The 25026-nt window shown below is 50.7% G+C and carries 18 protein-coding genes, 1 tRNA gene and 1 riboswitch; of the genes, 4 read left to right on the plus strand and 15 right to left on the minus strand.

Features of this window, described 5'->3' with window-relative positions:
- Nucleotides 1-63 precede the first annotated feature (63 nt).
- Nucleotides 64-1752, minus strand: coding sequence for a hybrid sensor histidine kinase/response regulator (locus BUF15_RS04400; RefSeq protein ID WP_073612236.1), 1689 nt, complete (start codon nucleotides 1750-1752; stop codon nucleotides 64-66).
- A 159-nt stretch (nucleotides 1753-1911) separates the two neighbouring features.
- Between BUF15_RS04400 and BUF15_RS26770 the strand changes: the two genes are divergently transcribed.
- Nucleotides 1912-2100, plus strand: coding sequence for a hypothetical protein (locus BUF15_RS26770; RefSeq protein ID WP_143170633.1), 189 nt, complete (start codon nucleotides 1912-1914; stop codon nucleotides 2098-2100).
- A gap of 7 nt (nucleotides 2101-2107) precedes the next feature.
- Here BUF15_RS26770 and BUF15_RS04405 read toward each other — a convergent pair whose 3' ends face one another.
- From BUF15_RS04405 to BUF15_RS04445, 9 genes are all read right to left on the minus strand, one after another.
- On the minus strand, nucleotides 2108-3508 hold the full coding sequence (locus tag BUF15_RS04405; protein ID WP_073612237.1) for a malonyl-CoA decarboxylase: 1401 nt from the start codon (nucleotides 3506-3508) through the stop codon (nucleotides 2108-2110).
- Between the two features lie 240 nt (nucleotides 3509-3748).
- The gene (locus tag BUF15_RS04410; RefSeq protein WP_073612238.1) at nucleotides 3749-4360 is read right to left on the minus strand and encodes an FmdE family protein; all 612 of its coding nucleotides are present in this window, start codon (nucleotides 4358-4360) and stop codon (nucleotides 3749-3751) included.
- Between the two features lie 65 nt (nucleotides 4361-4425).
- Complete coding sequence (locus BUF15_RS04415; RefSeq protein WP_073612239.1) at nucleotides 4426-6327, minus strand: sodium:solute symporter family protein; 1902 nt, start codon at nucleotides 6325-6327, stop codon at nucleotides 4426-4428.
- A 135-nt stretch (nucleotides 6328-6462) separates the two neighbouring features.
- A riboswitch (cobalamin riboswitch) is annotated at nucleotides 6463-6703 on the minus strand.
- Between the two features lie 182 nt (nucleotides 6704-6885).
- Nucleotides 6886-7551 carry a M48 family metallopeptidase gene (locus tag BUF15_RS04420; protein WP_084553514.1) on the minus strand — a complete coding sequence of 222 codons (666 nt, stop codon included), beginning with the start codon at nucleotides 7549-7551 and terminating at the stop codon, nucleotides 6886-6888.
- A 220-nt stretch (nucleotides 7552-7771) separates the two neighbouring features.
- Nucleotides 7772-8863, minus strand: a complete 1092-nt coding sequence (locus tag BUF15_RS04425; protein WP_073612241.1) for a saccharopine dehydrogenase family protein — start codon at nucleotides 8861-8863, stop codon at nucleotides 7772-7774.
- Nucleotides 8864-8916: 53 nt separating this feature from the next.
- Nucleotides 8917-10095 carry an acyl-CoA dehydrogenase family protein gene (locus BUF15_RS04430; protein WP_084553478.1) on the minus strand — a complete coding sequence of 393 codons (1179 nt, stop codon included), beginning with the start codon at nucleotides 10093-10095 and terminating at the stop codon, nucleotides 8917-8919.
- 48 nt (nucleotides 10096-10143) lie between these two features.
- The gene (gene amaB, locus BUF15_RS04435; protein WP_073612243.1) at nucleotides 10144-11676 is read right to left on the minus strand and encodes an L-piperidine-6-carboxylate dehydrogenase; all 1533 of its coding nucleotides are present in this window, start codon (nucleotides 11674-11676) and stop codon (nucleotides 10144-10146) included.
- A gap of 26 nt (nucleotides 11677-11702) precedes the next feature.
- Nucleotides 11703-13010, minus strand: coding sequence for a thiamine pyrophosphate-dependent enzyme (locus BUF15_RS04440; protein WP_073612244.1), 1308 nt, complete (start codon nucleotides 13008-13010; stop codon nucleotides 11703-11705).
- Nucleotides 13003-14118 (minus strand): transketolase C-terminal domain-containing protein, encoded by a 1116-nt coding sequence (locus BUF15_RS04445; protein WP_073612245.1) that lies wholly within the window; start codon nucleotides 14116-14118, stop codon nucleotides 13003-13005. Before BUF15_RS04445 ends, BUF15_RS04440 begins: the two co-directional genes overlap by 8 nt.
- 227 nt (nucleotides 14119-14345) lie before the next feature.
- Here BUF15_RS04445 and BUF15_RS04450 point away from each other — a divergent pair, with 227 nt between their 5' ends.
- Nucleotides 14346-15047, plus strand: a complete 702-nt coding sequence (locus tag BUF15_RS04450) for a GntR family transcriptional regulator (RefSeq protein WP_073612246.1) — start codon at nucleotides 14346-14348, stop codon at nucleotides 15045-15047.
- Nucleotides 15048-15161: 114 nt separating this feature from the next.
- On the opposite strand, the gene BUF15_RS04455 is transcribed toward BUF15_RS04450, so the two are convergent.
- Nucleotides 15162-16061 carry a DMT family transporter gene (locus tag BUF15_RS04455; RefSeq protein ID WP_073612247.1) on the minus strand — a complete coding sequence of 300 codons (900 nt, stop codon included), beginning with the start codon at nucleotides 16059-16061 and terminating at the stop codon, nucleotides 15162-15164.
- A gap of 591 nt (nucleotides 16062-16652) precedes the next feature.
- Between BUF15_RS04455 and BUF15_RS04460 the strand changes: the two genes are divergently transcribed.
- Nucleotides 16653-20108, plus strand: coding sequence for a hypothetical protein (locus BUF15_RS04460; protein WP_073612248.1), 3456 nt, complete (start codon nucleotides 16653-16655; stop codon nucleotides 20106-20108).
- Nucleotides 20109-20181: 73 nt separating this feature from the next.
- On the opposite strand, the gene BUF15_RS04465 is transcribed toward BUF15_RS04460, so the two are convergent.
- The 4 genes from BUF15_RS04465 to BUF15_RS04480 form a co-directional block, all read right to left on the minus strand.
- Nucleotides 20182-20257: transfer RNA gene (locus BUF15_RS04465), tRNA-Arg, on the minus strand.
- A gap of 141 nt (nucleotides 20258-20398) precedes the next feature.
- Entirely contained in the window at nucleotides 20399-21685 is a 1287-nt protein-coding gene (locus BUF15_RS04470; RefSeq protein ID WP_073612249.1) for a glucose-1-phosphate adenylyltransferase family protein, read from the minus strand.
- Nucleotides 21682-22935 carry a glucose-1-phosphate adenylyltransferase family protein gene (locus BUF15_RS04475; protein ID WP_073612250.1) on the minus strand — a complete coding sequence of 418 codons (1254 nt, stop codon included), beginning with the start codon at nucleotides 22933-22935 and terminating at the stop codon, nucleotides 21682-21684. Before BUF15_RS04475 ends, BUF15_RS04470 begins: the two co-directional genes overlap by 4 nt.
- An 89-nt stretch (nucleotides 22936-23024) precedes the next feature.
- Nucleotides 23025-24044 (minus strand): DHH family phosphoesterase, encoded by a 1020-nt coding sequence (locus tag BUF15_RS04480; protein WP_073612251.1) that lies wholly within the window; start codon nucleotides 24042-24044, stop codon nucleotides 23025-23027.
- A gap of 609 nt (nucleotides 24045-24653) precedes the next feature.
- Here BUF15_RS04480 and crcB point away from each other — a divergent pair.
- Nucleotides 24654-25022, plus strand: a complete 369-nt coding sequence (gene crcB / locus BUF15_RS04485) for a fluoride efflux transporter CrcB (protein ID WP_234981112.1) — start codon at nucleotides 24654-24656, stop codon at nucleotides 25020-25022.
- Nucleotides 25023-25026 lie beyond the last annotated feature (4 nt).

A 25026-nucleotide genomic window follows, 5' to 3' on the forward strand; every position in this document is an offset into this window, starting at 1 on the left:
ATCTACCAGTGCAATTTGCCGGGTCCAATATGCTCCCGCCTACATTCCATAAGCCGCTGACTTTCAATCAACCTGGCAAGCCTCGGTCAACAATGATGTATCCACACGTGACGACTCGTCCAGGACACTTCTGACAGTTTCGGCCAGCCGCACTTTACTGACAGGCTTTTCCATAAAAGCTCGAATACCCTGCCGTGACACTTTGATTTCGTCTACATCCCCATGAAAACCGTAACAAAGAATTACAGGAAGATCAGGTCGAACAGAAAATATGGTCCTGGCAAGTTGCTCCCCAGTCATCACCGGCATGGCTGCTTCAGTTATTACCAGATCAAATGTGTCAGGAGATGCGGTCACCCGTGTCAATGCCGGCAGACTATCACGACAAACATGCACTGAATAACCGAGACCTGTAAGGATTCTGGCTGTTACACCTGCCACCATTTCATCATTATCGACAATAAGAATGGACTCTGTCCCGGACGGTAAATCCCCTTTCTGACTATCCACATCTGGCCTGGCACTTACCACGGGAAGAGTGATAATAAACCGGGCGCCATGGGGCACAATGTTTTCAACCCTGACCCAACCACCATGGCTCTTCACGATGCCATGCACCTGGGCAAGCCCCATCCCCGTACCCACCCCAGGCTCTTTGGTGGTGAAAAACGGCTCAAATATTTTTCCAATCACTTCTTCTGGGATACCGGGCCCATTGTCGGCGACGATAAGACTCAGGTAGTGTCCGGGAACAAAATCAGAATAAGCATCGGCAAATGCAGTGGTGACGGTATGGCCTTTCAGGCCGATCTCCAATATCCCACCACTTCCCCGCATGGCATGCTCGGCATTGGCACAAAGATTCATGAGCAGCTGATGAATCTGGGTCGGATCACCATTTATTAACGAATCGTCTTCCAGCGATGCCCGAATTTCGACGCTATTGGGCAAGGCAGCCCGAACCAGCCCCATCACTTCCCGAACGACTGAGGCAACATTGACCAGCTGCGTTTTAGCTTCACGACTGCGACTGAAGGTCAATATCTGCTGGACCAGATCCTTGGCCCGTAATCCAGCCTGGCGGACATGTCTCAGATCCTCGCGCACGACTTCGTTATCCCCCACGCGAAATGTTGCAAGTTCTGCATGGCCAATAATTGCTGTAAGAATATTATTGAAATCGTGGGCTATGCCCCCCGCCAGAGTGCCGATTGCCTCAAGCCTGTTGGCATTTTCCAGTTGACGACGTAACCGTTTTTCCACAGAACGGTCGATAACAAAACCCAGAGAGGACGATTGGCCGTTATACTCAATGAGCGAGACCCGAGCTTCCACATCGAAATGACTGCCGTCCTTCCGGAGCCCCTTGGTGTCATAAATTTCAGGAACAGGCTTTCCGGCCGGTCGATCCTTGGCATATTGACGCTGACGCCGACGCTCGTCCGGCGTGTAGAGCTCTTCGACAAATCGCCCCACAATCTCATCTGCCGAGCTATAACCGAACATCTTTACATAGGTGTTGTTGACGTAAACAAACCGTCGGTTGCTGACCACGCAGATGCCCACGGGAGAAGAGGCCACGATCTGCCGTGCCTCGTCTTCTGCGCGCTGCAAGGTTTTCTCGTTTCGCCGTTGTCGCCAAAGGGCGAAAGCGAGTACTGCGATTATCGCACCCTGCAGCATGGCAACAGCCGCTAGCCAGTCTGGTTCGACCCAGCTGCCAGAAAATATATTTTGAACAATATTCAACATAGCTGAAAATTATTTCTCGCGGATTAATCCGCATCAACGTGCCGCCCAATGGTACACACGATTTTCACACGACAGAAACTATCGAAGGATTGGGAGTATAACTGCTTCAGAAAATCACACCACCATTTTTTCGCCAGAGACCCTAAAATCACAGATGTAATGTCATGGCTAAACTTTGGTGGGGTGATAGTTCGTGGAGATAAGGAAGGTAATAGAAAACGGATTGGAATCAATACCGCCGCTGCCAATTCATGGATTGCCGGCCTTTGCTGGACATCACCGCGAGAGGCCAGGCTGCCGGCATCCGACAGCCCAGCATTTCATATCCGCCGATTGACCAATGCTTAGGTGTTTATCAGGACTTTAAAAGCTTCTTCACACTCGAGGAGATGGTGATTTCACCGCTTCCGGTATAGAGTTCGTGGTTCTTTTCGATCTGCGATAACTTATAAAGATAGTTGACCATTATTCCGCCCGATTGGTAGATTCCGTGTTCGGTCAGGTCGCCGCCCCAGTTGATTCGCTCTATCTGTGCCCCGTTGGAGAGATGAAAATGGGCCACCCTGTCCAGTGCCTGACTACCTTTTTTACTTTCCACCAGATAACGTGCACAGAGCTTCATCAGGATCTCTTTTAACAACGCAGCCTCCACCACCTGGCCATTCTCCTCCGTGTCACCGGCAATCAGCTCTTTCATATACTCTCTGGGATTTTCAGCTGCGGCAACAGTATCCCAGAGTTCCTGCTCATTTTTACTCAGACCAAGCGGTTCCGTGGTGGTTGTCAACCATTGCATGAATCCAGGAATGGGCGACAGGGTGGAAAATGTTTTCAGGTTTGGCAACTTTGCTACCAGATCGGCAACCACCCGCTTAATAAGGAAATTGCCGAAGCTGACCCCTGCCAACCCGCGTTGACAGTTCGAGATGGAATAGAAAATGGCGGTATCCGCTTTTTCCGGATCTCCCACCGGAGCATCGACGTCGAGTAGCTCGCCAACGTTTCCGGAGATCCCATTCACCAGGGCTACTTCCACAAATATCAGCGGTTCATCAGGCATCCGTGGATGAAAGAAGGCAAAGCAGCGCCTGTCGTCACGTAGTCTGTTTTTCAGGTCCTTCCAGGAAGATATTGCATGCACCGACTCATACTCGATGAGTTTTTCGAGTATCGCCGCAGAGGTGGACCAGGTTATCCTTTGCAGGTCGAGAAAGCCGATATCAAACCAGGAAACGAGCAGCCGCAGCACATCTTTATCCAAAGGCCTCAGTGAAGGATTTTCCTTGACCATGGAAAGCAGCTCAGCCCGCAGGTCGACCAGAAACTTCACACCCTCCTTTAGTTCATTAAACTGCCTTAACAGTCGTGCTCGCGGCGGCTCCAGAAGATCCCTGAGCTCAAGGTTCGCCGTATACAGCTCATCCGACTCAAGAGCCGCATTACGCTTCTCGATGGCAGTATCTACCGCCGCATCATCAACATCATACTCCTTGACCAGTAACTCTAGAAATCTCTGACGGCCTTCCGGGTCCAGTACCAGATAGGCACGGCCAAGTTGAGCCGCTCTGGCCCGCGCCGACACCTCCCCGCCCCGTCCCTCAAGGCAGGCGTTGATGGCGGCGCGCAGCCTGCTCAAATCGCTGTCAGGCAGGTTGGGCCTTACCTTGTCCTTCAACTCCTCGGCGTCACCGGACACCCAGATATCTCTGATGAGCCGCAACGTTTTTCCCCAGAACGGTTCCTCGGCAGCATACATAGCATTTCTCCATGCAGTGATTGCCGTCATACGGACGGGTGGTTCTTTATATTTGAAATAGCAGCAATGATACTAGAATAAAATTACTGTATAGCACCTGAATCTCCAAGCATTTTCAGGTGTATCTTTTTGACAGGCATGGGTTTTCTCTGCTTGATTGGAGAATAAACCCATGAAGGTGAATGCAAAACGGCGGACCACAATTCACGGTCCGCCGTCTTTTGATGCATGAACGCGCTACTACATCTTCTGTTCCACCTGCTCATAGCAGGGAATGCAAAGAGTCTGGCCTGCAAAACGGCGGGTTCTCGATTCCATGGTCTGTTCGCCACAGGCCTCACAAGTGAGACTTTGCAGGATACGAGCCCCACGTGGCGGTTTAAAATCGACCGATGTGACCGTAAACATATCGTGTAACGGCAGGTTCATTAGCCGTTCTTGCATTTCACCCCGAAGTTCTGCGATACGCTCTTTCTCCTTGTCCGTCAGTTCACCATTCTTACTTTTGGCAATCAGCTCAGCCAGTTGAGGATGGGTCCCACCCCTGGCGTCCGGCCGCAGCACCAGGCGGATCGCCCGCTTGGCAGCAAGCTGATAGAAGGAGAAAGCAGCCTTACCGTAATCCCGATGGATCAGGTTTCCTTTGCCGAAGGTACAGCCGGTGAGAAACTGGATGGCATCAACACCACACATATCCGTCTCGGTTACACAGATCAGATGGTGAGGTTCCACTTCCCCGAATTCCTGCTTTACATAATCAGCCACCCGAATACCAATGGCCAGGCCAGGACAGCTATGACCATGAAATGCAATGGTCTCAGCAATTGCCTGTTCGGAAATATTCAATGTCATTTTAACTCCTTTGAAATCTATCGGAAGTTCGCAGTCTGACAGACGCATTAAATAGTGTCCACTCTTCACAACTTCTGGTTAAGGCTGTGCCCCGGAATGTTACTGAGCACAGCTGTAATCTCATGATACGCCATCGCCACCTCATTTTTCAACTCCTGTAAGGCATTGCTGGCCCCTTCCACCTCTAACCAGCCGCCATTTTTCTGTTCACCCCGGATAAGGGTAACACAGGAGAACATATCGGCACGGGTACATCGACGTACAGATTCTTCACCGCCCATTGCCAGCCAGTGGTTGTTCGTAACAGTCATCAACCGGACAATTTCACGCCAGGAAAGATTCTCCGGCAGTTCTAGACTCATCCGCAAATAGACTCTTTCGCCATCAATATCTTCAACCAACACGTCTGTTTCCGGCAGTCGTGCACCATTACCTGTTACTACCACGTTAGCTACGAGCAGACGTGCCTGATCAGGAAAAAATGGAGCCAGACGACTCATTGCCACTGGAGCAGTCGCCAGGGAAACCATGACATAAGCCAGACCGCTTAAGCACATCGCCGCAATAACACCATGTCCCATCAATGCCGGATGCAAGGTCTCTAGATAGGGTGGCGCACCAGCCTGGGTCATGCTGAGATCGCAATAGATCAACACACACTGAGTGATAAAACCGATGATCATCGAGGCCGCGGCTCCGGCTGCGGTGCCACGCCGCCAGTACATACCGCCCATCAAAGCAAAGAAATAGGATGCGCTGGCAATAAAAGTGGCAATGTGGATAGCGTCGATAATCGAATCAATAAAAAATGAACCCAGGGTAGCACAGCCGATAATCAACAGAACACCAAGCCGGTTGACCATAAGCATCTCTTTCATAGAGGCGCCGGGATTTACCTGCCGTTGGTAAATATCCCGGGCAATACATGAAGCCCCTGAAGCCGCAAACGTGTCGGCGCATGACATGGCTGCCGCAGCAAGAGCCACTGCACAGAGCGCCACCATTATATCGGGATAGTTCTGTCCCATAATGAAGGCAAGCAATGCCGGCTCAGCCTTGGCCATCCCCATGGGAAAACCCATCCCGGCAATTTCAGGAAAAACCTTCTGCAGCCCCAAGGCAATAATTGCGCAGCCACCAAAGACCAGGGTCACCATCAGTGAGCCAAATACCATACCGATCCTGGCCGATTTGACATCCCGCGCCGCCCAAATCTTCTGCCAGGGATCCTGTTCACTGATCCAACCCGGAATAATGGCAATGGTGAATATGAGAACCATCGGCATACCAATGGAGAGTGGATTCCACCAGCTGCCATCCATTGAACCGATCATTTGGGTGACGCTCAATCCTGACACATCTCCCGCATTACCCATCACCAGCACCGACATCACCAGGATAAACGCCGAGAGCAGCAAAAACTGGATGGTATCGGTGGCAATCACCGCAGAAAGGCCGCCAAGTGTAACATAGACCGCAACGGAGAGCCCGACGATCAGGGCGGCCTGGGTGGTGCTTATCCCGTAGAATATCTGCAGCACCATGGCAAAACCCTTGATGTCCGCCACGGCAAAGAGAATCATCACCACAATGATGATCAGAGCCACCGGTACCCGTAAGAATGAGCCATAGCGGATTTCCAACAGCTCCGGCTGGGTCATTGCCGGAATCGAACGAATCTTTTTGACCAGAAGGGCAATTATCAGCAGCGCGAGAATGTTGGGGACCACAAAGCCCCAGACAGAACCCATGCCAAGCAGCATGAAGAATCCGACCACGGCCAGCAGCGCCCCTGCCGTGAGCCATGATGCCGCAGCCGAAAAACCGATAGCCATCGGCCCGGCCCGTCGTCCTGCCAGCAAAAACTCTCGTAAAGAGTTCTGCCGCTTATTAAAATAATACCCGGTTGCGACCAGCAGGCCTATATAGCCCGCCAGCAATACCACAAAAATTGAATAGCCGTCCATACGACCTCCCGGCAATGATGCGGTGCGCGATGGGCGCCCTTGCAACACCACCCGAATGCTTATGTCGGCCCGGGTCAAAAAGACAAAAAAAACCGGACCGACAGATGTCAGCCCGGAAATTTACCATCTTTCCGAGTAAGATACGCATAGCTGGCAGATATTCTGACTCGTGATTCATCCTACCGACCGCGCCTTCCCATACTGTTTCGTCATGTTTTTTTGCCTGTCTCATTGAACATCGCGGACAAACAAGGTTACAGTACAGTGGCCTATGCGGTTTTCGTCGTCACTTACAGCGGCGGGTCCGTTCCGGATTTACACCGGATTCCCTGCAGGACTCATGCGCAAGCACAAGCCCGGATCCACTTCTGGATCACCAGTTAGCTCTATTGATTGATAGCCTGAACAGGAAAACTCTCTACCAGTCAGGCAATAACACATTTATTGTATTTGTTATTTTCTGTCAACAATCATGACACCTTCATGCATATCGGCACACATGCACCGAAACACACATACGTTTATACATACATACCCACATACTTTTAAACACATATTTCAAGTAATCTGAACGCTCTTCAACTCCCTGCGTAATTCTCGCCAATGGGGCAAAAACTGATCCATAAAAGACCAAAAACGTGCATTGTGATACCGCTCAAGCAGATGGGTCAGCTCATGGACAAGGACATACTCAAGGCACACAGGTGAGAGTTTTGCCAACTCCAGATTAAGCCAAATGTGTCTGTCGAGAATATTACAGCTGCCCCACCGTGACTTCATCCGCCGGATACGCCAGTCATTGACAGTAACACCAATTTTCGGTTGCCATTGAGCGAGCAGATCAGGAATGGCCAGCTGTAGTTGCCGTCGGTACCACTCATTGAGCATGCTGACTTTCTTTTCCGTGGAGGACTCTGGCATTACGGTAAGCTCCATAGTCCCGTTGCTGATCTGCAGTCCTGAAGTACCACTTTTCTCAACCACCACCAACGGATACCGTTGCCCGAAAAAATCTATCGTGTCACCAGTCACCATCTCCACCACAACCTGCGAAGGTCGTGCAAGTAGAGCGGCCCTCTTTTTGTTGATCCAGCCTAATCGGGCACGAATGACAGCGCTTATCGTCTCTTCACTGCATTTGATCGGTGCTGAGACCCGGATCCGACCATCTGGTGGATAAATGGCAAGATTGATATTTTTAACCCGTTTTTTTTGTACGGTCACAACAAGATCATGAACAACAAGGGAATAGGTCTTCAAAGCAACTCGGCATTTACAAGTTAAGAAATTATGGTAGCAGGTTACCGTATGGCGAAAGAACCAGGCCGGTCGAAACTGGATACGTACAGGCACATAGTAGCAGGTTCATCCAAAAATAAAAGGACCGGCAGGCGGAAATCACCTGTCGGTCCCCTTCGATCAAGTCAAGGTGAAACTGGAAAAATCAGACCTGTCTGCCCCCATGAGGTTTTCCGTCATAGATACGACCATTAGCGGTTGCCAGAAATCGTTCCAGAGGAATTTCCTCCTGCTTAATAAACCCTTGTGCCGCAAGATCACCATTATTGACCATTTCAACTACCGCACAGACCGAAGTGGCCGTGGTCCAGGCAATTGCTCTACGCATCTTACCAGCAATCTCCACTGGCGGGTAGGCCTTCACAAACTCTTCGCGAATAAGCTGATCATGCCTCCAGCCCTCAACAGAAGCATGAATATAGACAACGTCGTCGTTCACCGGCGGCTTGGCGTTGACCAGCAGTTTACCGGTTTCTTTCCTGTCTTCCCGCATCAGCAATTCATGGAGCAGAAAGTTCATCAACGAGGCGTGACCGGGGTAACGGATCGATTTGTAATCGAGATTTTCAACTCGTCCTTCATATGTTTCACACATTGTCCCCAAACCACCCGATGTTGTGAAAGCCTCAAGCTGAAGGCCATCAATCACGATTGTCTCCAGCCATTCCAGGGGTGACACCCATTTCCGAACTCCACCTTCTATTACCTCACAGTCATTAAGGTATTCGTTCACCACTCCTTCTGGCGACCAGTTAAAGGCGTATCCCAGAAGGCCGGTCGGATGTTGTGGCAGAGCCCCGACCCGCAGCTTTATGGCGCGAATCTTGTCAAATTTTTCCGCCAGAGAAGCGCCGACAATACCAATAAAACCTGGAGCAAGGCCACACTGCGGGGCCATGACCGTCGAGGTTTTCAAGCTCAATTCTCGAATTGCCCTCGTCGTGCTGACATCCTCCGTCAGGTCGAAGTAGTGGGTATTACACTGGGCGGCAATGGTTGCCACTGCAATGTTAAAATGGTACGGCAGACAAGAGATGACCGCGTCATGTGTACCGAGCGCTTTAGACAGCTCAGCTTCGCTCGTCACATCAAGCGAGCAGACACGAAACGGAACATTATGGGTTGCGTGTACATCTGCCCCGGTGACATCAAAACCGGTTTCATGGAGCAGCAAAGCTACGAGATGTCCAACTTTTCCCAACCCCAGCACCAGTACAGAATTGATACGCTTTGTCATCGTCAGTCTCCAAATTGATCAAAAGAATCCAGCAGAATCCGAACACTTCCCTATTAGCGATATGCAGCGATACCTGTCACCTCCTGGCCAATAATCAAGGTATGCATATCATGGGTCCCCTCATAGGTGTAGACCGATTCAAGATTATTGGCATGACGCATGATGGGATACTCGCCCATGATGCCGTTGGCTCCAAGCATTGTTCGGGCGGTACGACAGATATCAAGGGCGATTTTGACATTATTCATCTTGGCCATCGATACCTGGGCCGGGCTGAATTTCCCCTTATCTTTCATGCGGCCAAGTTGCAGGGCAAGCAACTGCCCCTTGGTAAGTTCCGTCACCATCTCTGCCAGTTTTTTCTGCTGGAGCTGGAAACCGGCGATTGGTTTATCAAACTGGATCCTGGAAAGCGAATACTCCAAAGCAGTTTGATAACAGTTGTCGGCAGCCCCCAGAGCACCCCAGGCAATGCCGTACCGCGCCTGGGTGAGACAGCTGAGCGGCCCTTTAATTCCTGTGACCTTCGGCAGCAGACTCTTTTCTTCATCAAGGATGACATTATCGAAAATAAGCTCTGATGTGACGGATGCCCTGAGACTCCACTTGCCTTTCATCTGTGGGGCGGTAAAACCTGGTGTTCCCTTCTCCACGAGAAAACCCCGGATGCCATCCTCCGTCTTGGCCCAGACCACCGCCACGTCGGCAATTGTCCCGTTGGTAATCCACATTTTGGCGCCGTTGAGCCGCCACTTACCGTCAGGTTCGCGAACCGCTTTTGTCCTCATACCACTGGGGTTGGAACCAAAATCAGGTTCGGTAAGACCAAAACAGCCTATAGCCTCTCCCTTGGCCATTTTCGGTAGCCAGTGTTTCTTCTGCTCCTCGCTGCCGAAGGCGAAAATCGGGTACATGACAAGCGATCCCTGGACTGACGCCATGCTCCTGAGCCCGGAATCGCCCCGTTCCAGTTCATACATCAACAGCCCGTAGGCAACATTGGAGAGGCCGGCACAGCCATATTCTTCAGGCAGGGTCGGCCCGAAAAATCCGAGCTCACCCATCTGCGGGATCAGGTGAAAAGGGAAGCTCTCCTCCTGGGCATGTTTGTCGATAATTGGTAACACCTGCTCATTGACGAAGGTCCGGGCGGTCTCCCGCACCAGCTTTTCCTCATCCTCAAGCAGATCTTGAAAATTCATATAGTCGGTCAGTTCAGTGACGGTATTCATGGCGAATTTCCTCATTTTTATTACATCATTAGAGCACTGCAGCATTCGTTAAATGTCAAACTTGATGCCCTGTGCCAAAGGTAGCTGGGTACCGTAATTGATAGTGTTGGTCTGTCTCCGCATATAGCCTTTCCAGGCATCCGATCCCGACTCGCGACCACCACCGGTCTCCTTCTCACCACCAAATGCCCCGCCGATCTCAGCCCCGGAGGTGCCGATATTGACATTGGCGATGCCGCAATCAGACCCTGCAGCGGAGAGAAAAAGCTCGGCCTCACGAAGGTTTTCGGTAAAGATCGAGGATGACAGTCCCTGCACAACATCGTTCTGCAGAGCAATCGCGTTTTCCACATCACCTGAATATCGTATCAGATAGAGAATGGGAGCAAAGGTCTCTTCCTGCACTATGGGGTAATCATTTTCCGCCTCAGCCAGCACCGGCTCGACATAGCAGCCCGACTCAAAGCCCTTGCCGGAAAGCACATTACCGCCGCACAGGATTGTGCCGCCTTGCTCCTGCAAAGCCTCAAGCGCCTTTTGGTAAGCAGCCACCGCCGAAACATCAATAAGCGGCCCGACGTGGTTTCGCTCATCGAGCGGTGAACCGATTCGCAGTGAACCATATGCTTTCACCAGCACATCCTTGACCCGGTCATATATCGATTCATGTACAATCAGACGACGGGTGGTCGTGCAGCGCTGCCCTGCTGTTCCTACTGCAGAAAACACAATAGCCGGAACAGCCAACTGCATGTTAGCCGCTGGCGTCAGGATAATGGCGTTGTTACCGCCAAGCTCCAATATGGCTCTGCCGAACCGGGAAGCGACTACCTGCGCGCCATGCCGACCTACACGGGTGGAACCGGTAAGCGAAATGAGCGGTACATCAGGGTCCTGCAACAACTGCTCACCAACGGTGGAACCGGAACCGATAATAAGAGTGAAAAGTCCTTCAGGCAGCTTGTTCGCGGCAACGATTTCGGCCAGGATATGCTGAACGGCGATAGCAGTGAGTGGTGTTTTCGACGATGGCTTCCACAGGGTCGTGTCACCGCAGACCACGGCCAGCATGGCATTCCAGGCCCAGACCGCCACTGGAAAATTAAAGGCGCTGATAATACCAACGGTGCCAAGTGGATGATACTGGTCATAGAGTCGATGCTCAACCCGTTCCGATGCCATGGTCGAGCCATACAGCTGGCGAGACTGACCAACGGCAAAATCACAGATATCGATCATCTCCTGTACTTCGCCCAGCCCCTCCTGTAAGGACTTCCCCATTTCCCAGGAAACAAGCGCTCCAAGAGCATTTTTCTTGTCTCGCAGTGCGTCACCGATCTGACGGACAATCTCTCCCCGTTTGGGGGCCGGCATTTTCCGCCACACACTGAAAGCCTCTTTTGCTGCTAGCGATACGTCCCGGTAATCCTCCTCCGAGGCACGGAAAACACTCGCCAACAATCGGCCATCAACAGGAGAGACAACGTCTATTTTTCCATTTTCCCGGGTGGTATTCCAATGAACGCCGGTTGACGCGCCTTGATTATTTTCCTCAATCCCCAGTGTTCGTAAAATTTCCATTGTTCCTCCTTTGCATTACGCCAGGCTCACAAGGTCGCCATTGCACAACGTATTTTATCCGCTATCCCAAGTGCGCTCAGATAGATTTTGCCCTGGAATTGTGCTTTCAAGGCAATGTCAAGCATCTCCCAGTTGATTGCCTGCTCTTTTGTCGCCAGAAAACAGAGAGCTGCAAGGGCCCAGTCCGGTTTTGCTATTTTCCACTCCTTGAAATCAACCTCATAAACTTCGGCTGTACAGGGTGGAATATTCACCGATTTATCCTTCAATACAAAGGTGCCCGGTGAAAGTGTCGCAAAGAGTTTCTTTCGCTGCTGTACCCCTTCGTCACTCAAGGCAAGGACTACGGTTGGCGCTGTGCTGCCGGCGTAACCGATTTTTCTCGGCGAAATCTGGATCTCACTCACCGACTGGCCGCGCAGCACGGTGATGTTATAGTCGTTTTTCATCGAGACATTCATCCCGGCGGCAAGACCGGCGTGACAGACCAGTTCCCCGGCGGTCACAATGCGCATACCGGCACTACCGAGAATGGCTATTTCCTGACGATGATAATCGGGGAAATCAACCTGGTGCCCTACCGTGACCGGTTCAGGGTATCTGCAGTTCTGCAGACACAGTTCCCGGTAACGTTCGCCATATTCCGGACGCTGATTCCTTGCCACAAGGCCTGATTTGGGTGGCAGGTCCTCGACCATCTGCTGCAGAACTGACGGAGAAAGACGATTTTTCTTGGTGTAGCGACCGGTGCACATGCCAAGAGTCTCGATAACGGCAAAGCCCTTATGGTTGATACCTGCAGCCACTATTTCATGAAGATTGGTATCGAGCCCTGAACATCTTGCAACATAGGTTGCTCCGGCGCTTTCGGCGATCCCGCAAATATCGACCGGAATTTCCGCCTGGTTCAGAAACTCCGAGCCCGCTACAGCATCCGCCGGGGTGGTAACAGAACACTGACCGCCGGTCATGCCAAAATTAAAATTGTTCAAGATAATGAGGGTCAGGTCGAGATTTCTCCTGCAGGCCGCCAATACATGGGCACCGCCGATACCCAGCCCGCCATCACCCATCGTGACAATGACGTTGAGTGAAGGGTCCGCCAGTTTCAGGCCGGTGGCATATGTGAGGGCCCTTCCATGCAGACCATGCAGGGCATGAACATTGAAAAAGGTGTCGAACAGCCCGGAGCAACCGATATCGGTAACCATCACGGTTTTGTCTGCCGGCAGATTAAGGCTGCCCATGGCTCGATCCAGGCCGGCCGTGATACTTTCATGAGTGCAACCGGGGCAATAGACAGGAGGCCGACTGGTGTTCAGATAACTATGCATTGCACAGCACCTCCATTATTTGGGTTGGGGTGATCAGCACACCATTCATCTGCCCGAAGAATTCCACCCTGCCCCCCCCCAGCACCCGCCTGATCTCATGAACGTATTGGCCCAGATTCATTTCAACAACCACGACGCGTCGAAAATCAGCAGCCTTTTCTAAAAGCAAGGCTTCCGGCACCGGCCAGAGACTTTTCAAGGTCAGGGATGATACCGGCCGGCCTGCCTCGGTGAGTATTTCGACAGCATCCGCAACTGCTCGTACAGTGACCCCATAGCTAATAATCAAGGTGTCGGAACCCGGCTTGATATCCTCTTCATATAACGTGATCCTTTCGACATGATCGAGGATCTTTCGGCGCAGCCGTTCCTGGCTCCCGGCAATCACTTCCGGATCATTGGTAATATAACCATCCGGGCCATGGGTGGAAGATGTCTGCCGGACCAGGGTATTGCCACCAATGGGCAAAAAAGGTGGGGCCGCATCAGGCTCAGCTGCAAAGGGCAAATAGTTGACGCCGGAGAAAGCTTTGCGCTCGACGACCGCGGGAAGAGTCACAGACTCGAGATCAAAGCTCTCCTTGGTCATGCCAATCTCTTTATTGGAAGCAATAAAAACAGGGCAACGGAACTCCTCGGCATAATTGAAAGCATGGCGAGCCAGCAGGTAGCAGTCGAGTGCATCTTTTGGTGCAAGCACAATGACCGGGACGCCGCCGGTACTGCCCCACTGCAGGAACTGGATGTCACTGTCGGCGCCCCGCGTCGCCGAACCCGTCGACGGGCCAAGGCGTTGAACATCGGCAATAACCAACGGAATCTCCCCGCCGATAGCAAAGGATATCTGCTCGCTGTAGAGACTGATTCCCGGCCCTGACGTTGCCGTAAGCGCTTTTTTACCCGCCATGGATGCACCGATGCAGTAGCCCATGGAGGCAATCTCATCTTCTCCCTGCAAGCAAACTCCTCCACGAGGAGGCAACATTTTCAACATGTTGCTCAAGATGGTTGTAGCAGGGGTGATGGGGTAGCCTGCAAAGAAATTGCAGCCCGCAGCGATAGCACCTCGGGCAAGAGCCTCATTTCCATCCATAAATGACAACGCCATACTTCCTCCGGGGCAGCAATACCTGTAGCGTCACAAAAAGCTATTGGTTGAAAATCACGCAATGCTTGATTAGAAATATAATCAGATTATCTTCCTCTAACCACTTTTAGATTGTCATGTCAAGGAAGTAAGTGTTAGTTTATGATGTGCAGAAAGTGTACTACTGGGGAGTTACCCCCTCATGTGCTCGTTGATATTCGAACAATTCCGGCAGATGGATTTTCACTATGGACACAAAAGAAAAACGAAAGAAAAAAAAGAGTACGGACGACTTTACCCGCGAGGCGTATATGGGCATCCGGAAGATGTTCTTTGTGAATGAAATCACCCCGGGCCAAAAGATCGCCTATGGGGATCTGGCTAAACGGCTTGGGATGAGTACAACTCCCATCATCCAGGCCCTGAAACGACTTGAAGATCAGGGACTCGTGCGCCACGAGCCTAATCGCGGCTACTACACGGAAGATATCAGCCTGAAGGAAATCATCGAAATTTATGAGTTCCGGGAACTGATTGAAACCTCACTCCTGCCGAAAACTATCGCAACTATCACCAGCAAAAAGTTAAAAACCTTGAAAAAGGCGCTCGACAAACACCTTGCAGCGGTCAGGGACATCTACCTCAAGGAGCGATTGCTGCGAGACATGGAATTTCATCTCACTCTGGCCGAGCTTTCCGGGTGCACCATTCAGGTCAACACCCTGAGATCGTTGTTTGACCTGCTCTACCTCAAATATCGGGGAAATGTTCTCTTCGTTACTCCCATGGATACTGTCGATAGAGAGCATACCCAACTGTATGACTGCGTCGCTCAAGCCGATCTTGAAGGTGCTAGCGCTATTTTACGACAGCATATTGGTAACGTTAAAGAACATGCCATCGCCAGTATTGAGCGAATCAACAAGGAGAAATCAATCAAGAATTTCTAAACCGATACGCTCTTTCAAATACATCGAAGACCCTGCTATCAAACGCATTATCAGCCTTGGTGGTGTGGATAAAAGAGTATAACTCGCTCCAGGCCTCACTCCAGTACCGAACCACTAGCGGTTGTCACCGCTAGTGGCTATCCATCGCCGCAGCCACTTCTTCCACAGTTCAGGATGAACTGAAACCAGCAGAACTCCAATAAGCGTTAATACCCCGCCAACAATCAGCTTCCAGCCGATTTGATCCTGAAAAAACAGTACGCCAAATACGGAAGCGAGAACAGGTGCCAACAGCATGAGCGGAGTAACAATTGAAACCGAATAGCGCCCGAGCAGATAATAGACAATGCCATGGCCGACTACCGAGGCTCCTATTGCCGAATAGAGCGGCGTCCAGAAATCCATCCACCTGGCACTGGCAAGAACCTGCCCGTGGCCTGACTCAAAGATCAAGCTAAGCAGCAATAGTGACGGAGTGGCGACAAGTGCTATCCATGCCTGTAGCTTGAATACGCCAAGGTTGGGAAACTGCCTCATCATGATAGTGGCGACTGCCATCATGAAAGCCGCGCCCATCACCCAGAAAATTGCGTCGAGATGATTGAACACCACTGGGTCAAAGCCAATGACCATAACACCGCAAAGGGCAATCAGAATAGCCACAACCCTGATTGCCGAAATCTTCTCACCAAGAAAGATTGCAGCGAGAATTGCTGAAAATGGCACATAGAGCTGGGTAGTGATCGCCACCGAGGCAATATTACCGCCGGCATTCAGACCGATAAACATCATGCTGAAATGGCCAACACCTAGCAATATGGCAACACGGAGTAGCGGCCACATATAGCCTGGGGCTGGCCTGAGCCATGGCAGCATCACCAGAAGCAGAAAGAAAAAACGAAGAGCGGTAAAGAGCAGGGGCTGGAATTGTTCTGCACCTGCCTTACCGGCAATAAAATTGAAGCCCCAGACAAAGTTGGCCAGTAAGGCGAGGAGGAAGTGAACAATGTTCATGTTTTAATCAACACCGCAAGGGTAAGCAGTAACCGAGAAAGGGGAAATGGGATCAGAGAAAAAAGCAGGTAACAGTACACCCTGCCAATCAATCCGACTCACCGTGACAGACTCCTCTCATACACCACTTGCCCCCTTTTCGCTATCCTCCCATACAATAAGAGTGAGTCCTGCCCCATTAGGTTGATACCGAGCCAATACCTTCCTTCCCAGACCTAGAAAACGTATGGCCAGAATACTGAAAAAAAACAACCGGATCGGCCAGGAGAATCGATAATACTATAGCCTTCCGGCAATCTTTCTTTAGTACAGTATTATGCCATCCATACCATTTCTGAAAATTACAGACGAGAAGAGTAAAACATTGTACTTTTGATGATATAATTAAAAACCGTTCAAACACTTCACAGCTCAGAATACAACCACACACAGTACCATTTTCGTATTCATACCTAATTTTTTGTAACGTAACCCAAAAGGCTCTCTCTTCTTTTGGCCCTTTTTTGTTTTCTAGCGAGTTGATTTGACGATTTGACTCACCAGGTTTCCGAACTTTTAGCGAGTCTGTCCTATTTTCAAGGAGTGAAAAAAATGGAAGAACAGCGCCAGCCGGAAAACTATCCGGTCTATAACATGCTTACCACTAAAGGATGGCTGTGGATTGCCATCGTTGCCACCCTTGCCACTATGGCGACAGTACTGACAACCAATAGCTACAATACGATTTTACGCGATCAGTGCGGTGCCGGTATTGTCACTATGGAACTTGCCGAAACGGCGTCCTCAGCCAATGCGATCATCAACAAATGGCAACAAGCTCCTCGAAATGACGGTGAGATACCATGCCTTTCAGCTGCAAAGAAACTACAGCAATGGGACTGGCTCCTCATCATAACCTATACAATCACCCTCATTGCTGTTCTGATGGCCATTAGCCATCGCTTGGGCCTGAAACCAACAGGCAAGGTCAAGGTGCTATTTCTCATCCCTTTTGCCATCGCTGGATTTGATATCCTTGAAAACAGCTTAATGGCAATCGTTTTGAACAATCCAGGCAACGCAGTTGATTGGGTGGTTACCTTCATGTCGGTAGCTGCTGTTTTCAAATTTGTCCTGCTGATCATTTTACTGCTCATTCTTGCATACCTCTGCGGCTGCTGGCTCATGTCCAGAGGACACACTGAAAAAGAGACCGAAACCTCCATCCTCAGATCGCTTAAGGAGGTAATTGCAGCGGAACAGAGATATATCCAGTTCAGGAGGAAAAAAGCTGCAATTAATGACCAACAAACCATTGTCGGCTTCGCCTCATCCGGTGGTGGTATTCGTTCGGCGACGGTCAATCTCGGTGTCATCGAGCGCCTGCTTGATGTTAACCTGTTAAAACATGTGGATTACCATGCCACTGTATCAGGAGGCGGCTATATCGGTTCTGCCTTGGCAAGCCTTCTGTCGTTTAAAAGAAAACAGCAGGAACAAAACCCTGCAGATCCCAGCGGCACAAACGGTCCGGGAAAACAGGACAAGGAGCAATACCAGTTCGGCCCCCATGATCATCCACACTTTGACTGTGCCATCCCCTCACTGCGCCCATTTCCTTTAAGCGATCCGGGTTATGTCGATGCTGAACCAACCTTCCTGTCTCGTGGGATGGTACTCAATCATCTGCGCTCTTTTGGGGATTTCCTGGTACGACGACGCCGTTTCCTCAGCCGTGATGTGTTGCGTGCGGTTGGTACTGTCGTTACCGGTATGTCAGCTACGCTAGGCATGTTTATATTGGCAACAATGCTCATCTCTGCGACGTTTTTTTGTTTGCTCACGCTTGTAGACCAGGGACAGGAGGGGGCAAAATTAGGATTTTCACTCGACCCGAACCTCTCATACTTCAAGGATTTTGCCCTGCAAGGCTGGCAAAAAGCGCTGCCGTTAGGTTTTTTGTCCACCCTGATCCTGCTGATGATGCCGGCCTGGCTACCTGCCGCCATCTCCGAAGAGATATTCACTCGCGACGGAGACACCGTTGATGACTGTCGCCAATACAGACAACTCTGGATCATAGGGGCAATCCTGGTACTTTCAGCCTTCATCTTTCCTCATCACCTGCCTGGCAAGGTCGGTGTCCTGGCTCCTGCTGCCTTTTTGACAGGTGCAAGTGGTGCGGCAGCCATATCATACCTTTTGCTTTGCCTTACAGATGATGCTTTTCGTTTCTGGGCGCTACCGGATGATCCCACCAGGGAGAACCGCTCCCTTCTCAGTGCCATGTTCGGCCTGACTCTGGCGATGACTCTCCTGACTGCTTCCATCGGATTGCTCCCCTGGCTGGTACTACTGCTGCTCAACCCCACCGGAGACGCACAAAAATTGATTACATCTTTAGGCACAACCAGTAGTACGGGACTTTTCTCAGCCATACTCGCCGGCCTGATTGCCTGGTACCAAAAGGCCTCCTCAGCTGTGGAAAAACAGAAGCGTCCCCCAGAGGCAATGAAATTTTTCCAAAAAGCTTTCGCCTACGCCAAAAGTGTGGTGCTGGCCATACCGATCCTGCTGTTGGTAATCATTACAACAGTGGTGAGCGCCGCCGGCGTAGCATGGATAGCGAACAACCTTAGCTTTCTCACCCATGGCTTCTTGAGCTATGCATTCATCGTCATGGTTCTCACCATACTCCTGCTCCTGATCGGTTATGGAGTGGATTTCAACAAACTCTCTCTGCATTATTTTTATCGGGACCGTCTTGCAGAAGCTTACCTCGCCACCTACGGGCCAAACCCTCAGCAACCGGACAGCCTTGAAATCAAACGGGACAATATCGAAATGCAGCTTACAGACCTGCATGGCAGTTGTGCCAGGACAGTCCAGGCAGAAGAGGATCCTCCAATCGAAAATGCTATTTCTCTCCAGTCCTACGGACCGTCAGATAACACGCAAATCACATCATCTATCATCACCCAGTCGGCAGAAAATAGAAAATTGACTCCTAAATTACTGAGTAATTTACCTCTGTTTGTAACGTTCAAAAAACGTCTGGGAATCGGCAACACGCTGCGGGATGAATATCTGACCGACGCTGCGACCTCGGCGCCCTACCATCTCTATTGTGCCTGCCTCAATCTGACGACCGATCGCAATATGGCACTGCGTACCAGAAAATCTGACACCTTTGTTTTCAGCAAGCTCTACTGCGGCTCCAAAACAACATCTTTTCTGCCCACCTGCAGCTACCGCCGAGGGAAAACCAAGATGGCTCGAGCTATGACCATTTCCGGCGCGGCAGTTGACTCAACACTTGGCCGCAACACCTTTTTCGCCCAGTCCTTCGCCACCACGCTTTTCAATGTCCGCCTTGGCCAATGGCTGGAGAATCCTGGATACAATGGTGGTATCCATGCCCACAAACAAGAAAACCTGGTATTCTGGCCCCTTTACCTCGGCATGGAAGCCCTCGGCATGAGCGACAGCAGGCGACGTCTGATTCATCTTTCCGACGGCGGCCATACTGGTGACAACCTGGGCCTGCTCCCCCTGTTTGACCGGCACTGCGGGCTCATTATCGCGGTAGATGCGGAAGCTGACCCCGAATATGAATTCGGATCCCTTTTGACAGCTTTGAGCTATCTACAGACTGATGCACAGGCCCGAGTCCGACTTGATCTCACCCCTATCACGCCCGATCCACAATCCGGTTTATGCCAGGCCCCATTTGTACTGGGAGAAATAGAATATCTCGACACCTTAAAAAATGTGTCACAACGAGGATGCCTGCTTGTTTTAAAATCGGCGGTAACAAAACAAATGTCCTTACTGTTGCAAAGACACAAGAAGAAATTTCCAGATTTCCCGCAGGAAACCACCGCCGACCAATTCTTCTGCGAAGACCAATTCGAGGCATATCGACAACTCGGCAGGGAAATTGCCAATGTCCTATTCGGCGCCTTGCCTTCACTTACCAAAGCAAATTTTGACTGTCAGCAATTGCTGGAAGAATACATTCAGTGGCAGAAACAGTTTGAACCTAAAACTCCGGACCACTCAACATAATACAACAGGATTATAGCTGGTTAACAACAACAGGAGGGGATACTGGAATACTCAAATGAGTATTTGATATAAATGGTGACCCCGGCAGGAATCGAACCTGCGACACCAGGATTAGGAATCCTGTGCTCTATCCCCTGAGCTACGGGGCCACATGTTATTTTTGAGTGGTCGGAATAATACCCGAGTTTTTGATTTTCGCAATACCTTTTCGGTCAGTTGAGTTCCGTATTCGAAACCCAGAACAAACTGTAGCCGCATCGCTCCAAACCTGCTTTCAGGTCAGTCTCTCTCTAGAGGATTTCCCCGTTAGGATAAAGGGTTTCGCCGTCTTTGAGATCTTCTTCCGGAAAAGTTGCCTCGCTGCAGTGACTATTGATAATACAGTTTCTCCCCACAACCCGGCCGGCTGGTATTTTCGCCCTTCTGCCGATCACACTAATGCCAGTATAGAGATGTTTGGGAAATTGTCGATTAATGACATTATGGCCATCCCCAATCCCGATTTTTGCTCCTTCTCCCACCTCTACATACTTATCGAATATTGCCAGATCGACCTCGGCATCCTTTTTTACCAGACAATCCTGGAACAGTATGGAGTCGCGGACTATGGCGCCCTCCTCCACCACCACGCCCGGTGCCAGCACCGAATTAACCACCGTGCCATGAATGGTACAGCCAGCCGAGATAAGTGAATTCTGAAGTTTTGCTTTTGAGCCAAATCGTGCAGGGGGTCTGTCAGTATACCGGCCATCCGATTCGATATTGGTGATGATGCCCCACTCCTGCGGGTTCAGACCGCTATCATCTCGCAGAATATCCATATTCGCCTCCCAGTAGGCCTGGATCGTGCCGACGTCCCGCCAGTATCCATAAAATGGATAGGCGAAAACATTGTCGTGCGCGATGGCATGGGGCAAGATATGCATGCCGAAGTCACTTTCATCCTTGTCACGGGCCAGGGCGTTGAGCAAATAGTTGCGGTCAAAAACATAAATGCCCATTGAGGCCAGATTGGTACGGGCCACGGCAGGCTTTTCTTCCCACTCAATGATGCGGTTATTATTATCAGTAATACCCGCCCCGAACTGGTGAATCTCGCTTTTGGGCACTACCATCATCGCCACGGTAACATCAGCCTTTTTGCTCCGGTGGTATTCAAGCATCACATCAAAATCCATATGGTAGATGTGATCACCTGAGAGGATCAGCACTTCATCGGACGGATTCGACTCGATAAAGTCGATATTTCTGCGCACCGCATCGGCAGTCCCCTTATACCAGTCGGAATCCTTGGAACCGGTTCGAGGCGGCAGGATCTTGACGCCTCGACTTCGGCCGGTAAGATCCCAGGCGGAACCCGAACCGAGATGATCCATAAGCGACAGCGGTTTATATTGGGTCAGAACACCGACCTTTTTGAGTCCGGAATTGGTGACGTTACTCAGGCTGAAATCGATGATCCGATAGATGCCGCCAAAGGGCACAGCCGGTTTGGCTCGGCTCTGCACCAGAATATTGAGGCGACTGCCGACACCACCCGCCAGCAGGAGAACAAGCGTCTGTTGCGCTTTTTTCATTTCAACACCTCCCCTGCAGCCACGATTTTCTTCCAGTTTTTACTATTCAGCTCCGGACAGATGGTCGCTCCCTCGCCAATCATAACCTGCTCAGGCACCCGATTATTCCAGCCGATAACCGTTATCTTCTCGGCCCGGCGACCTGCTTCGGCGCCGATAATCACCCCGTCGCCGTAGACGGTATTGACATCTGCCACCACCTTGCTCAACCGACAGTTTCTGCCTATCGCATTATTGAAAAAGAGCACGGAATCCTCAACCACCGAATTTTTGCCCACTTCTACCCCGGGAAAGAGAATGGAATTGCGTACAGTGCCCTCTATACGGCAACCATTGTAGATAAGGCTGTTCTGTACCGTTGCATAGTGTCCCACAACCGTCGGCTGGAAGTCACGTATGTCACGGTGATCCATATTGGTGCGAAAGCCCCACTTCTCAAGATCAATAAGCGGGTTATCACCTAAAAGATCCATATTGGACTGCCAGTATTCCTCAACCGTCTTGGTATAGCCCCAGTAACCGTGAAACTTATAGCCGTATAACCTGTAACCTGCCTCCATCATGGCCGGCACGATATCCCGGCCAAATTCGTGGGAGTTCTCCTGCTGGTTCGAGCCAAGCATCGTATAAAGCACTTCCGGTTTAAAACAGAGCACGGTGAGCGATACCCAATCAGACTGTGGATTGTCAGGTTTTTCCCAGTAGTCCGTGAGCCTTCCGCCACGGTCACCATCCTCATCATTTACCGCACCCATACCAAAACGGTGGGGGCTGTTTTTTTTGGCCCGGACAAAGGCCATGGTCAAATCGGCGTTCTTTTCTTTATGGTAGGCCAACATATCCTGATAATCCATCTGATAGATATGATCGCCTGATAGAATCAAAATATGCTCGGGGTCATGGTATTTGACAAAATCGAGATTTTTATAGACCGCATCGGCCGAGCCGCGATACCAATCTTTATGATTTGAGCCGATATAAGGCGGCAGAATAGAGATGCCACGGTTGCGTCCCAGCATGTCCCAGGCCGCGCCGGTGCCGATATGATTAATAAGCGAATAGCTGCGATATTGGCTCAGGATGGCCACCTGCTCGATTCCTGAGTTCATAAGATTGCTGAGCGGGAAATCGATCACCCTGCCAAAACCACCAAATGGCAGAGCCGATTTGGGACGTCCGTATGTCAGGACGTCAAGTTCATCGACTCGACCTCCTGCCAATATCATTGCCAGCGTTGTGGGTTGCAGCATCTGACCTCCTGTTGGTGAACGGAGACTTCATTAAAGCATATAAAGAGAGGAAATGCGCCCGGAGTTCGGGCAGCATGCGGCATATCTTGTCAGATATGCCGCATGATAAGTCGCTTCAAGGTGACGGAAGTAAATTCTTTATCCCCCATATCCAGGTTCTTCAATGGCACTTCCGCCCGGGCGGCTTCTTTATGTCCACCGGCGGAACCGACGGAACCGAACGTTCTACTGGCGAGTTTACCAGCGCTTTTACGGTAGCCGTCACAACGGAAGATAACCACCAATTTCTCGCCGTGGATCCCAGACACGAAGACCCAATCAATCTCGCCTACATGGTTCAGGAAATCGGCGATAATGACAAGAACGTCGGGGCTTCGCACCCGGCCAACATGGGTATAGTAACGCCGCTTGGAGTATTTCAATTCCTGAAAGGCGATACTGAAGTAGCGGAGTTCCGAGCGACGCAGATCGGTAAGCTCGAACTTTCGCACCAGATCCCGGTTGGCAATACTAAAAAGGTAACGAAAAGCAATACCATCCGCAACCTTTGATTTTTTCTCAAAATTCTGGGTGTCGACCTTGATTGCGTAGAACAGTGCCGTCGCAAGGGAAACGGAAGGCTTCATATTGGCAGCCTTCAGGTATTCCACCATCATGGTGGAAACGGCACCATAATCTGGACGAATGTCGACAAAAGGGCAGTCCCAGTCGCCGCTTACCGGATGATGATCGATGATGGCATCGATCTTCATCTTCTCAAAACAGGGCAGATGACTGGGCTGGGAATCTACCATGACAATCTTGCTGTAATCACCGACCTTCACATTGCTCAGCCGCTCAAGTGGAATCTTCAACCGCTCGACCATCGCGACATTATTCATCCGCCTGATCTCATTCGGGTGGGCAATAACAACATTTTTCACCCGATATCTGAGCAGCCTCTTTACGGCCATGGCACTGGCAAGGGCGTCCGGGTCGGCGTTGATTATAACCAGAACGTCATCGTCTTTACTGAAAACTTCCCAAAAGGCCTGAAGTCTATCTTTGGCGGTGTTCCGGAAGGGGATGACTTCTGAAACTTTGTTGGAGTGATCTTGGTTATTCGCCATTCACGATTTGGGCAAGACACCGGTAATAAGCAGAGTTGCCGCGAGTCGTTACACTTGCCGCAACAATGCCGCAAACAGCACACCTGCGGTCAAACTCACGAGTGGTCTGCATTCTGCTTTCCACTTCACCCGCGCCCTTGAGGGGAAAAGGGGGCAGTTCAGAAAGTGCATTGTCGGTGTATCAGCCTTCTCCTGTAGAATTCGGCCCGCGAAGCATGCCAAAAGCATTGCGGCGAGAGCAGATAAATGCCGGTACAACGCGTAAATACAAATACTTCCACGCGAAGCCAGCATCACGGAAAGAATCTAATATAGCACATCGTCTGAAATAAAATCAAGGTTTTGAGACTATTGGACAGATATGAACAGTAGACCAACGTCTGCAATCCAACTCTCTTTCGGACGTTAACCCTCGTCCCTTCTGCTTGACGAGTGATGGTGATAATGGTACCTAGGAGTCAGTCGAACATAGATATGATTCTGTTGCGAAATCGTTATATAGGTCCATATTTCCAACATCTTCCTCGTTTGGTCGATGTGTTTTCCCTGCCGAAAGTAAAATCCCGGAGATAACACCACGGTGGACATTTAATGGAGTTCAACAAACTCATGGCGGTCGCATTTGGCGGTGCCGTAGGTTCCATAGGCCGCTATTGCCTTGCACTTCTCGCCGCCCGTCTGACCAACACAGGATTCCCCTTAGGCACATTTGTCGCCAATATTGGCGGTTGCCTGTTGATCGGCTTTTGCTGGAACTGGTTTGACCGAGTCCATATCAGCAATGAATTCAGACTCTTTATCTTTACCGGCTTTTTAGGTGGTTTCACCACTTTCTCGACTTTTGCCAGGGAGAGTGTACAATTCTTCAAAGCCGGAGAGCCTTTGCATGCACTCGGCTATATCCTGGCCAGCAACGTTGTCGGGCTTGGCATAGTGGCTGCCGGCTTTCTCCTGGCGGAAAAACTGTTCAGACCCTGACTCC

The organism is Desulfopila aestuarii DSM 18488, from assembly GCF_900143695.1.
GTDB classification, from domain to species: domain Bacteria; phylum Desulfobacterota; class Desulfobulbia; order Desulfobulbales; family Desulfocapsaceae; genus Desulfopila; species Desulfopila aestuarii.

Coding starts and splice junctions, on each gene's coding strand:
- BUF15_RS04400 (WP_073612236.1), bottom strand. CDS start 1,752: ATGTTGAATATTGTTCAAAATATATTTTCTGGCAGCTGGGTCGAACCA.
- BUF15_RS04460 (WP_073612248.1), top strand. CDS start 16,653: ATGGAAGAACAGCGCCAGCCGGAAAACTATCCGGTCTATAACATGCTT.
- crcB (WP_234981112.1), top strand. CDS start 24,654: ATGGCGGTCGCATTTGGCGGTGCCGTAGGTTCCATAGGCCGCTATTGC.
- BUF15_RS04480 (WP_073612251.1), bottom strand. CDS start 24,044: ATGGCGAATAACCAAGATCACTCCAACAAAGTTTCAGAAGTCATCCCC.
- BUF15_RS04410 (WP_073612238.1), bottom strand. CDS start 4,360: ATGACATTGAATATTTCCGAACAGGCAATTGCTGAGACCATTGCATTT.
- BUF15_RS04450 (WP_073612246.1), top strand. CDS start 14,346: ATGGACACAAAAGAAAAACGAAAGAAAAAAAAGAGTACGGACGACTTT.
- BUF15_RS04475 (WP_073612250.1), bottom strand. CDS start 22,935: ATGCTGCAACCCACAACGCTGGCAATGATATTGGCAGGAGGTCGAGTC.
- BUF15_RS04415 (WP_073612239.1), bottom strand. CDS start 6,327: ATGGACGGCTATTCAATTTTTGTGGTATTGCTGGCGGGCTATATAGGC.
- amaB (WP_073612243.1), bottom strand. CDS start 11,676: ATGGAAATTTTACGAACACTGGGGATTGAGGAAAATAATCAAGGCGCG.
- BUF15_RS04425 (WP_073612241.1), bottom strand. CDS start 8,863: ATGACAAAGCGTATCAATTCTGTACTGGTGCTGGGGTTGGGAAAAGTT.
- BUF15_RS04445 (WP_073612245.1), bottom strand. CDS start 14,118: ATGGCGTTGTCATTTATGGATGGAAATGAGGCTCTTGCCCGAGGTGCT.
- BUF15_RS04405 (WP_073612237.1), bottom strand. CDS start 3,508: ATGTATGCTGCCGAGGAACCGTTCTGGGGAAAAACGTTGCGGCTCATC.
- BUF15_RS04440 (WP_073612244.1), bottom strand. CDS start 13,010: ATGCATAGTTATCTGAACACCAGTCGGCCTCCTGTCTATTGCCCCGGT.
- BUF15_RS26770 (WP_143170633.1), top strand. CDS start 1,912: ATGTCATGGCTAAACTTTGGTGGGGTGATAGTTCGTGGAGATAAGGAA.
- BUF15_RS04455 (WP_073612247.1), bottom strand. CDS start 16,061: ATGAACATTGTTCACTTCCTCCTCGCCTTACTGGCCAACTTTGTCTGG.
- BUF15_RS04470 (WP_073612249.1), bottom strand. CDS start 21,685: ATGAAAAAAGCGCAACAGACGCTTGTTCTCCTGCTGGCGGGTGGTGTC.
- BUF15_RS04430 (WP_084553478.1), bottom strand. CDS start 10,095: ATGAATACCGTCACTGAACTGACCGACTATATGAATTTTCAAGATCTG.